Raw genomic sequence first — 10,002 nt, forward strand, 5'->3', positions numbered from 1 at the left:
TCAATCATTTTATCAGCTTCTAAGCTAATTACTTCTGCGCTTACAGGTCCTTCTATAAAGCTGCAAATTTCACGAATACGCTCATGGAAATCTACGCCTTCTTTTGCTACAAGTGATGGGTTTGTCGTTACTCCAGCTACTACACCTAATGCATTTGCCTCTTTAATTTCATTAATGTTTGCTGTATCAATAAAGAATTTCATTTGTTATTCTTCCTTCCTAATTTTCATTTTATATTTATTTATTTTTCTTAATAAGCTCTAATTCAATCGGAATAGATTTGTCTACTTTTTTACCTTGCGTGATCTCTTTTGCTGTTTGCATCGCCTTCTCCCCGATTAATTCCGGTTTTTGAGCAACTGTTGCAGCCATACGCCCATCTTTAACCGCTTTTACAGCATCTTCTGTTGCATCAAACCCAACAACGACTACATCTGTTTTTCCAGCAGACTTCAATGCTTCCAGTGCACCTAATGCCATTTCATCGTTATGCGCAAACACCGCTTTAATATCACCATTTGCTTGCAAAATGTTTTCCATAACAGATAATCCTTTTGCTCTATCAAAATCAGCTGCTTGTTTTGCAACTATTTTCAAAGACTTATCCGCTACGTTATGGAATCCTTTCCCGCGCTCACGAGCAGCAGAAGAGCCAGGAATTCCTTCTAATTCAGCAATATTTGCTCCCTCGCCAACTAATTCACGAATGTAATCACTAGCCATTTGACCACCTTCAATATTATTAGAGGCAATGTGAGAAACAACTTTACCCGAATTTGCAACGCGGTCTACTGTAATAACAGGAACATTCGCTGCATTTGCCGCACTTACTGCTGAAGCAACCGCATCTGAATCGGTTGGATTAATAACAACTACATCGACACCTTTTTGAATTAAGTCTTCAACATCATTTGTTTGCTTTGCTGCATCATTTTGCGCATCAACAGCAATCAATTCAATGCCGCTTTCTTTCGCTTTCTTTTCTGCCCCTTTTTTCAAAGTCACAAAAAATGGATTGTTTAAAGTTGAAACAGAGAATCCAACTTTAATAGTTTTATTTCGACCTTTATCGCCAGAATCCTTTGCCCATTCTGGTGGTTCCATTGAACAACCAGCAGTAATGACCATAATACATGCAACGAGTATAAGTAACCATTTCTTCATGAACTGTCCCTCCATTACGCTTCTTTTCGACGATCAATTAATACAGCTAATAAGATTACAAGTCCTTTTACAACTTGTTGGAAGAAAGAAGATACACCTAATAAATTCAAACCGTTATTTAGTACACCGATAATAAGTACACCGATGAATGTACCAACAATCCATCCTCTTCCTCCAGAAAGACTTGTCCCTCCTAATACAACTGCTGCAATTGCATCTAATTCGTAAGAAGTACCTGCAGTTGGCTGTGCAGAATCTAGTCGTGATGTTAAGACAATACCTGCAAGCGCTGCCAAAATTCCGGAAAGACCGTAAATCATTACTTTAATTCTCGTAACATTAATACCTGATAGTGCTGCTGCTTCTTCATTTCCACCAATTGCAAATGTACGGCGACCAAATGTCGTTTTCTTCAAAATGAAGTACAGTACTGCGAAAGCGATCATCATTGTAACAGCTGGTACCGGAATACCGAGAAAATAACCGCGGCCAAACATTTGGAACATTAAATGATCACCAAGACCAGTGATCGGACGTCCGTCCATATAAACAAGCGTCAACCCGCGAAAGATAGTCATTGTTGCTAAAGTCGCAATAAACGGAGCTACTTTTCCCTTCGCTATAATGATACCGTTTACAATCCCCATTACAAGACCAGCTAATAATCCAACTGCCATCGCAAGGAACGGGTCCATGCCACTTGCCATCATTCCAGCAACAAGTGCACTTGCTAATGCTAAAATAGAACCTACCGATAAGTCAATACCCCCTGTTAAAATTACAAAGGTCATTCCGAATGCAATAAGCGCATTAATCGATACTTGACGCAGTATATTAAATAAATTTGGAATTTCAATAAACGCTGGATTTAAAGCCGTAATTACTACAATAATTAGCGCTAGTCCAATTAAAGACCCAAGTTGTTGTAATACATTCCCCTTCTTAGCCATCCTTACTCTCCCCCTGTAGCTAGTGCCATAATAGACTCTTGTGATGCCTCATCTTTCTCTAAAATGCCGCTGACTTTCCCTTCATGAATAACAAGAACGCGATCACTCATCCCTAAAACTTCTGGAAGCTCAGATGATACCATAATAACGGCATCTCCTTGTTCGGTAAGCTTATTCATAATAGAGTAAATTTCTTTTTTCGCTCCAACATCGACACCCCTTGTTGGCTCATCTAAAATGAGTAACTGCGGGTGGATACCTAACCATTTTGCAATAACAACCTTTTGCTGATTTCCACCAGAAAGAGATTTCACAGATTGCTCTCCACTAGCCGCTTTCACATTAAGAAGTTTCATCATGTCCGCTGTAAACTGTTGTTCTAGTTCGTTACTAAGGACACTTCCCTTTGAGAGGCTTTCTAAATTCGGTAAAGCTAAATTTTGTCGAATTGAGAAATCTAACACTAATCCTTCAGATTTTCTATCCTCTGTAATGAAAGCTATTCTTTGTCTAATCGCATCTATCGGACTATCAATCTTTACTTCTTGTCCATTTATGAAAATTTGACCAGAATCTAACGGTTCGTATCCAAATATCGCTTTCATAATATCTGTGCGCCCAGCTCCCATCAAGCCAGCTACACCAAGAATTTCACCTTTTCTAACTTGAAACGAAACATTTTCAAACTTCCCTTTTTTCGTTCCATTACGCATCTCGAAAATGATATCACCAATTTGACTATCTCGCTCTGGGTAACGTTCACCAATGCTGCGCCCCACCATCATACTCACTACTTCATCAAATGATGTTTCCGGAATTAATCTCTTTCCTACGTATTCCCCATCACGTAAAATCGTAATGGCATCACATATTGAAAAGATTTCTTCCATTCGGTGTGAGATATAAACGAACGAAACGCCTTCTTTACGTAATTTATTAATGACAGTAAACAACGTCTCAATTTCACGATCTGTTAATGCAGCTGTCGGTTCATCCATAATAATAACGCTCGCGTTTGTCATTAACGCTTTCGCAATTTCGATAATTTGCTGCTGTCCAACCGATAACTCTCCTGCCAACATAGCGCCTTTGACATGTAACCCTAACTCCGCTAGTTGCTGCTGCGCAATCGCATTCATTTGACGCGTACGTAAAATACCTGTCTTCCCATACATTAACTCTTTACCGAGAAACATATTTTCAGCTACTGTTAAATTCGGTAATATGTTTAATTCTTGATGTATAAATGCAATACCGTACTCTTCAGCTTCTTTCGCATTTTTAAAAGTTCGTTCTTGTCCATCAATCGTGATCGTTCCACCATCTCTTTTATATACACCTGTTAAAATTTTCATGAGCGTTGATTTACCCGCTCCATTTTCCCCCATCAATGCATGAACTTCTCCTGTTTCAATCATAAACTGTGCATTCTTCAAAACAGGATTGCCATTGAACGCCTTTGAAATATTTTTCATTTCAATACGCATTCTCATCACTTCCCTTTATTAAAAAATCACGCCTGCATGTAAAATTACATTGGCATAAGGAGTAGCCTCTCCTGTACGAATAATTGCCTTTGCTTTCTTTGTATGCTCTTTAAATTGTTCATGAGATACATACTCAAATGCTGGCTCTATTAATTTCAGCTCAATCTCTTTATTCACTTCCGCATTATTTATAATGACTTCTTCTGCTAACGTCACTTTTTCAATTGCCATATCATCAGCTACCACTTGCAATACGTCTAAAAAGCTAGGTTTTCCAATCTCAACAGCTAAATCAATTCGTTTTACTCCGTCAGGAATCGGTAACCCGCAGTCTGCGATTACAATCGTATCTGTATGCCCAAGTGAAGCAAGCACTGATGCGATCTCACTGTTTAATACACCGTGCTTTTTCATCCGACAATCACCTGCACTTCACGCACTTTATCTCTCGTTGGCATACCGCCTTGCGCCCCAAGCTTCGTTACAGAAAGGCCACCAGCAATATTCGCAAAACGAATTGCTTTTTGAAGTGCTTCTCCTTCAGAAAGCGCAACTGCTAATGCACCATTAAATGTATCACCAGCTCCAGTCGTATCTACTACATCAACAGCAATGCTAGGAACATGTACAATCTCCGTACCATTATGGAAACGTACACCGTTAGAACCTTCTGTCATCAATAGTTTATTTGGATATTTAGCCAGTAACTCTTCAATTGGTGATGTGAAATCATCTAATACGATGCGGCACTCATGTTCATTTGGCGTAATATAAGTTGCCTTTTCTAAAATATCTTCTGATAACACTTGTGCTGGCGCTGGATTTAACATAACTGGGATTTTGTGCTCCTCACAAATAGCCAATACATATTTTACTGTTTCAAGCGGAATCTCTAGTTGAAGCACAACCATATCTGCTTTTATAAGAAGATCTTTTGAACGATCTACAATCGACTCATTTACAAGAGCATTCGCTCCTTGCACGACAACAATACTGTTATCCTCTTCTGCTAAAACGATATGAGCAATTCCTGTCGCTGCATCTGTAACCGGTACCACATAGTCGATAAAAACGCGTTCGTTTTCTAAATTTTTCTTCACTACAGTTCCATAATTATCGTCTCCTACTGCTCCAACCATCGCTACATTTGCGCCTAATCTAGCTGCAGCAACCGCTTGGTTCGCTCCTTTTCCTCCTGGAATTGTATGAAATGCTTCACCAATTACTGTTTCTCCTGCTTTCGGACGTTTTTTTGAAACGGCCACTAAGTCCATTGAAATACTACCTACTACTGCAATATTTGGCATCTGTTTCATCTCCTTACTTCGTTGTATTTCGTTCTATAATTTCAATCGGTAAACGATAGTGTTTCTCTTCTAATACGTTTCCTTCCATCTGCTCTAACAGCAGTTCTGTTGCAATTTTCCCCATTTCATAAATCGGCTGTGCAACAGTTGTAATAGATGGATACATCATCTCTGTTAAAGAAATCCCATCGAATCCGATAATTTGTAAATCATCTGGAATGGAAATTCCCTTTTGAAGTGCAGCCTTTACGATACCTATTGCAATTAAATCATTCCCAGCAACAATTCCATCAATATGTGGGTATTCTTCTAATAATTCTACCGCTACACGCTCACTATTAGCTGGATCAAATGTACTCTCTGCAATCATATAAGAAAGATTATTTTGCGTAATAACGTCTACAAACCCTTCAAAACGTTCATTAGCTGTACTTACGTCACGCGGTCCACGAATATGTGCAATATGTTTACAGCCTTTATCTATTAATAACTTTGTCGCAGCCTGACTTCCCGCATAGTTATCTGCATACACAGCAGGTATACGCTCATTAAACATACGGTCAATTGCAACGACTGGTACGGACAAGTTCATGTAATTCACACTATTTTGTGGATTTGTCGCTACAATAAATCCATCTACATTATTTTGCCTAAGTACATCAATATATTGCTTTTCTTTCTCTAAACTTTCATCAGAGTTACAAAGTACAACTGTATACCCTTGCTTATACGCTACATCTTCTACGGCACGTGCAACTTCTGGAAAGAATGGATTCACGATATTTGGAACAACTAAGCCAATTAAACGAGATTTTTTATTATACAGTGAACGCGCTACTGTACTAGGCTTATAGTCTAGCATCTCAATCGCTCGTTCTACTTTCTTTAACGTATCTTCATGAACATATCCATTTTTATTTAACACTCTGGAAACGGTCGCAACAGATACTCCCGCTAATTTTGCAACGTCTTTAATCGTACTCATTCTCTTCTCTCTCCATTTCATGTAACCGTTTACAGAAAATAATATAACGTATTTCTAGAAATACGTCAATCATTTCTCAAGAAAAAGCTTTTAAGGTTATACTTAAAAAAGCACCGCCATAAGGCGATGCTTTTTCATTACGAATATGATACAGTTTGTTCTTTTTCTTCTACAGCAGGCTCTTCAGCGTCTTTTTTACGATCTGATAGTTTAATCTTCTGTAAGAAAATCGTAAAGATAGCGCCTACTACGATAAATACTAATCCTGTTAAGAATACAGTATGAAGTGAATCTACTAAAGAATTTTTCAAGATCGGTACAATGCTGTTAGCGAATGCTTCTGGCATTTGTTTTAATGCCTCTGGACTAAATAGCATCGAATATAAACCTTGTGGGTCTGTATGAATCATATCTTTAAATTTCGTTACCATTTGCCCCGCTTCTTTCGGGAACGTATCTAATACAGGTACTAAATTCTTTGTTAATGTTGTACCTGAAGTGTTATTCATAATTGATCCTAAAATTGTAATACCAAATGTTCCACCAATTTGACGGAAGAACTGACTTGATGATGTTACGACACCAAGATCTTTTTTCGGGAAGCTTTCTTGTAACGCTAACGTTAATGTCGGCATTACAAGCCCCATTCCTAAACCGATAACCATCATATAAGAAGTAGCAGTCAATTTAGTTGTGTGCATATCCATCGTTGTTAATAACCAGAATCCTCCAGCCATTATAAGCATTCCTGTAATAATTTGTGGTTTCACACCAACTTTTAATACAAGTTGCCCGCCGATAATACTCATAACAATCATAGTAATCATCATTGGCGTCATAATTGTACCTGATTCAGCAGCACTTACTCCTACAATTCCTTGCATGAAGAATGGTACGAACATAATCGCACCGAACATTCCAATACTCATAAAGAATCCAATCGCATTCAGTATTGTAAATGTACGATTTTTAAAGAAATGCATCGGTAAAATTGGTTCTTCTGCTTTCGTTTCAACGATAACAAAGCTAACAATACCAATTAGAGCTAATGCAAATAACCCGATAATTTGCCAAGAATCCCATGCGTAATCTTTCCCGCCAAACGTTAATGCAAGTAATAAACTGACAACACCGAGAATCATCGTAAAGATTCCAGCGATATCAATTTTAATTGGTCCTGTTTGTTTATGTGATTTTAATCCCATTGCAATAAAGATTGTCGCTAAAATACCAACTGGTAAGTTAATGTAGAATACCCATCTCCAGTTTACTGCGTCTACAATCCAACCACCAACTTGTGGCCCAATTACAGAAGCAAGACCGTATAACGCACCAAAAATACCTTGCCATTTCGCACGTTCTTTCCCCGTGAACATATCTCCGATAATAATCATAGCCATCGGCATCATAATACCGCCACCAAGACCTTGAATACCACGGAAAATAATTAATTCTGTCATACCATTTGCCATACCACATAACGCTGAGCCAACCATAAAGATAACTAGCCCTGTTATATATACGTTACGACGGCCAAGTAAATCCGCTAATTTACCTGCGATTGGTACAACTGTCGTTGATGTTAACATATAGGCTGTTGTTAACCACGTCATTAAGCTTAATCCGCCTAGTTCACCGACGATACGCGGCATTGCTGTACCAACGATTGTTCCATCTAATGCAGCAAATAGCATCGCGATTATTAAACCGATTAACAACAACTTTCTATTTATATTTTCTTGTTGCTCCATGTAATCTCCTCAATTCCTCTTAGTTATTCTCTTTTTTCTCTTGTGTCCCGCAAATAATTGTTTCGAGCTTCTCAAAGAGGCGTAACAAATCTTCTCTTTCTTGTAATTCTAAATGTGAGAAATATTTTGCAATGTGCTCATTACGAGCGACCATTGCCTCTTCTACCCTAGCTTTCCCCTTTTTTGTTAACTCAATGATGACAACACGGCGGTCATCTTTGTCGTGATAGCGCTCTACAAGCTCTTGGTCAATTAGGCGATCGATCATCACTGTAATTGCACTAGGCTTTACATACATCTTTTTTGCTAATTTTGTCGCCCTTGAAGCTCCATAATGATCTAAAATCTTTAAAATATAAAACTGCGGTGGTGTAAGTCCTGTTGCTTGCATTTGTTCTAATAACTCTGTCTGCATTTTCTTTCCAATCGAAAAGGCAAGAGCTTGAATTTTATCGATATGCGTCATATCATTTGGCATGTTATCCACCTCTTATTTAAACAATAAAATATTTAACGTATTTAAATATTAATCCGACGAATAAAATCCGTCAACACTTTTTATTTATAAAAACGTTTACATTTTTGTCACAAAGTTGTATAATTTTCGACGAAGTTAATATTGACAGTCACGGAGAATCGGAGTATACGGCTATGAATCATAAAAAAGGAAACTTTTTTATATTTCATGGCCTTTTTATATTCTCTCTGACTTACGACACTTCGAATTAATTTGGGGAGGATTTTCATTTTATGTTTTTCACACAATTCTTTAAACCTGCGCCCCACGCGGAACGCTTACCAGCTGATCGCGTTGATAGTGAATACCGTAAATTACGTTTACAAGTATTCTTAGGTATCTTCATCGGCTATGCAGGTTACTACTTTGTTCGAAAAAACTTTTCACTAGCAATGCCATACTTAATTGAACAAGGCTTTAGTAAAGGGGAACTTGGGGTTATCCTTTCAGCAGTTTCTATCGCTTACGGATTAAGTAAATTTCTTATGGGTATCGTATCCGATCGTTGTAATCCTCGCTACTTTTTAGCAGCTGGGCTATTTTTATCAGGTATCATTAATATTATTTTCGGCTCATTTTCTTTCATTACAACGAGCATTATACTTATGTTTGTACTTCAGTTTTTAAATGGATGGGTACAAGGTATGGGATGGCCTCCTTGCGGGCGTACAATGGTTCACTGGTTCTCTATTAGTGAACGTGGTACAAAAATGTCTATTTGGAACGTCGCTCATAATGTCGGCGGCGCACTTATGCCTTCTCTTGTAACATTAGGCTTATATTTCTTTGCAAATGACTGGCATAGTATTTTTTACTTCCCAGGTATTCTTTCAATTTTAGTTGGTATTTATGTGTTAATTACGATGAAAGATACACCTCAATCTTGCGGATTACCTTCTATTGAAGAACATACTGGAGAATATCCACCAGATGAGAAAGTACAAGACCGCGAACGTGAACTTTCGGCAAAGGAAATTTTATTTAAATACGTACTAAACAATAAATTTTTATGGTACATCGCTATCGCGAACGTTTTTGTTTATTTCGTTCGCTACGGTGTTGTAGACTGGGCTCCTACTTATTTAGTAGAAGAAAAAAGCTTTACTCATAGTAGCTCACGTACAGCTTACGCTCTATATGAATGGGCTGGTATTCCGGGTACACTTCTTTGTGGCTGGATGAGTGATAAACTATTTAAAGGACGCCGCGCACCTGCTGGTATTTTATTCATGGTTGGTGTATTTATCGCCGTTCTTGTTTACTGGCTAAACCCTCCTGGTAATCCAATGGTTGATAGTATCGCACTTGTCGCAATTGGATTTTTAATTTACGGACCTGTTATGTTAATTGGTCTACATGCTCTTGACTTAGCTCCAAAGAAAGCGGCTGGAACTGCAGCGGGATTAACTGGCTTCTTCGGTTACTTAGGCGGAGCTGCTTTCGCTAGTGCCGCTATGGGCTTTATCGTAGATGCATTCGGATGGGATGGCGGATTCATCTTATTACTTGCATCTTGTGTACTTGCAATGTTCTTCCTTGCTCTTACTTTAAAGACAGGATCTGCAAAACAAAAGCAAGCTTAAACAATAATATTATTCTTATCAAAAAAAGAGAGACTGTTCTTTCGAGAACACCTCTCTTTTTTCTACATATAATACTTTTTTCTTACAAAAGATTTATGTGCCTCTCTTATGTATGTTAGCGTTTCCAAATCACTCCAACTACTTATATACATGCATCCAATCTTTATATAAAAAGATTTTTGAATATTTTTTCAACGTATACTTGTCAAACATTGTCAATTTATATTAAAATAACAACAACATACAAAATATTTAGTC

The 10,002-nt window shown here is 37.9% G+C and carries 10 protein-coding genes; 1 reads left to right on the plus strand and 9 read right to left on the minus strand.

Annotated elements, in window-relative coordinates; translation table 11 throughout:
• The 9 genes from KI369_RS06860 to KI369_RS06900 form a co-directional block, all read right to left on the minus strand.
• Window positions 1-203: transaldolase family protein (locus KI369_RS06860; RefSeq protein WP_274382458.1), on the minus strand; the 203-nt coding region annotated here is incomplete at its 3' end.
• 34 nt (window positions 204-237) lie between these two features.
• Window positions 238-1,164: a ribose ABC transporter substrate-binding protein RbsB gene (gene rbsB, locus KI369_RS06865; protein ID WP_212955495.1), complete on the minus strand. Its 927-nt coding sequence runs from the start codon at window positions 1,162-1,164 to the stop codon at window positions 238-240.
• A 14-nt stretch (window positions 1,165-1,178) separates the two neighbouring features.
• Window positions 1,179-2,114, minus strand: coding sequence for an ABC transporter permease subunit (locus KI369_RS06870; RefSeq protein ID WP_048525030.1), 936 nt, complete (start codon window positions 2,112-2,114; stop codon window positions 1,179-1,181).
• Between the two features lie 2 nt (window positions 2,115-2,116).
• Window positions 2,117-3,601: a sugar ABC transporter ATP-binding protein gene (gene rbsA, locus KI369_RS06875; protein WP_212955496.1), complete on the minus strand. Its 1,485-nt coding sequence runs from the start codon at window positions 3,599-3,601 to the stop codon at window positions 2,117-2,119.
• 18 nt (window positions 3,602-3,619) lie between these two features.
• Entirely contained in the window at window positions 3,620-4,015 is a 396-nt protein-coding gene (gene rbsD, locus KI369_RS06880) for a D-ribose pyranase (RefSeq protein WP_212955497.1), read from the minus strand.
• Entirely contained in the window at window positions 4,012-4,908 is an 897-nt protein-coding gene (gene rbsK, locus KI369_RS06885) for a ribokinase (RefSeq protein ID WP_212955498.1), read from the minus strand. Before rbsK ends, rbsD begins: the two co-directional genes overlap by 4 nt.
• 13 nt (window positions 4,909-4,921) lie before the next feature.
• On the minus strand, window positions 4,922-5,914 hold the full coding sequence (gene rbsR / locus KI369_RS06890; protein ID WP_212955499.1) for a LacI family DNA-binding transcriptional regulator: 993 nt from the start codon (window positions 5,912-5,914) through the stop codon (window positions 4,922-4,924).
• A gap of 116 nt (window positions 5,915-6,030) precedes the next feature.
• On the minus strand, window positions 6,031-7,644 hold the full coding sequence (locus tag KI369_RS06895; protein ID WP_212955500.1) for an MDR family MFS transporter: 1,614 nt from the start codon (window positions 7,642-7,644) through the stop codon (window positions 6,031-6,033).
• A gap of 19 nt (window positions 7,645-7,663) precedes the next feature.
• Window positions 7,664-8,122: a MarR family winged helix-turn-helix transcriptional regulator gene (locus tag KI369_RS06900; RefSeq protein WP_001132360.1), complete on the minus strand. Its 459-nt coding sequence runs from the start codon at window positions 8,120-8,122 to the stop codon at window positions 7,664-7,666.
• A 272-nt stretch (window positions 8,123-8,394) separates the two neighbouring features.
• Between KI369_RS06900 and glpT the strand changes: the two genes are divergently transcribed.
• Window positions 8,395-9,744 carry a glycerol-3-phosphate transporter gene (gene glpT / locus KI369_RS06905; protein WP_212955501.1) on the plus strand — a complete coding sequence of 450 codons (1,350 nt, stop codon included), beginning with the start codon at window positions 8,395-8,397 and terminating at the stop codon, window positions 9,742-9,744.
• Window positions 9,745-10,002: the final 258 nt, after the last annotated feature.

The organism is Bacillus sanguinis (genome assembly GCF_018332475.1).
GTDB lineage: Bacteria > Bacillota > Bacilli > Bacillales > Bacillaceae_G > Bacillus_A > Bacillus_A sanguinis.

Coding starts and splice junctions, on each gene's coding strand:
- KI369_RS06895 (WP_212955500.1), bottom strand. CDS start 7,644: ATGGAGCAACAAGAAAATATAAATAGAAAGTTGTTGTTAATCGGTTTA.
- rbsB (WP_212955495.1), bottom strand. CDS start 1,164: ATGAAGAAATGGTTACTTATACTCGTTGCATGTATTATGGTCATTACT.
- KI369_RS06870 (WP_048525030.1), bottom strand. CDS start 2,114: ATGGCTAAGAAGGGGAATGTATTACAACAACTTGGGTCTTTAATTGGA.
- rbsA (WP_212955496.1), bottom strand. CDS start 3,601: ATGCGTATTGAAATGAAAAATATTTCAAAGGCGTTCAATGGCAATCCT.
- rbsR (WP_212955499.1), bottom strand. CDS start 5,914: ATGAAATGGAGAGAGAAGAGAATGAGTACGATTAAAGACGTTGCAAAA.
- rbsK (WP_212955498.1), bottom strand. CDS start 4,908: ATGCCAAATATTGCAGTAGTAGGTAGTATTTCAATGGACTTAGTGGCC.
- KI369_RS06900 (WP_001132360.1), bottom strand. CDS start 8,122: ATGCCAAATGATATGACGCATATCGATAAAATTCAAGCTCTTGCCTTT.
- glpT (WP_212955501.1), top strand. CDS start 8,395: ATGTTTTTCACACAATTCTTTAAACCTGCGCCCCACGCGGAACGCTTA.
- rbsD (WP_212955497.1), bottom strand. CDS start 4,015: ATGAAAAAGCACGGTGTATTAAACAGTGAGATCGCATCAGTGCTTGCT.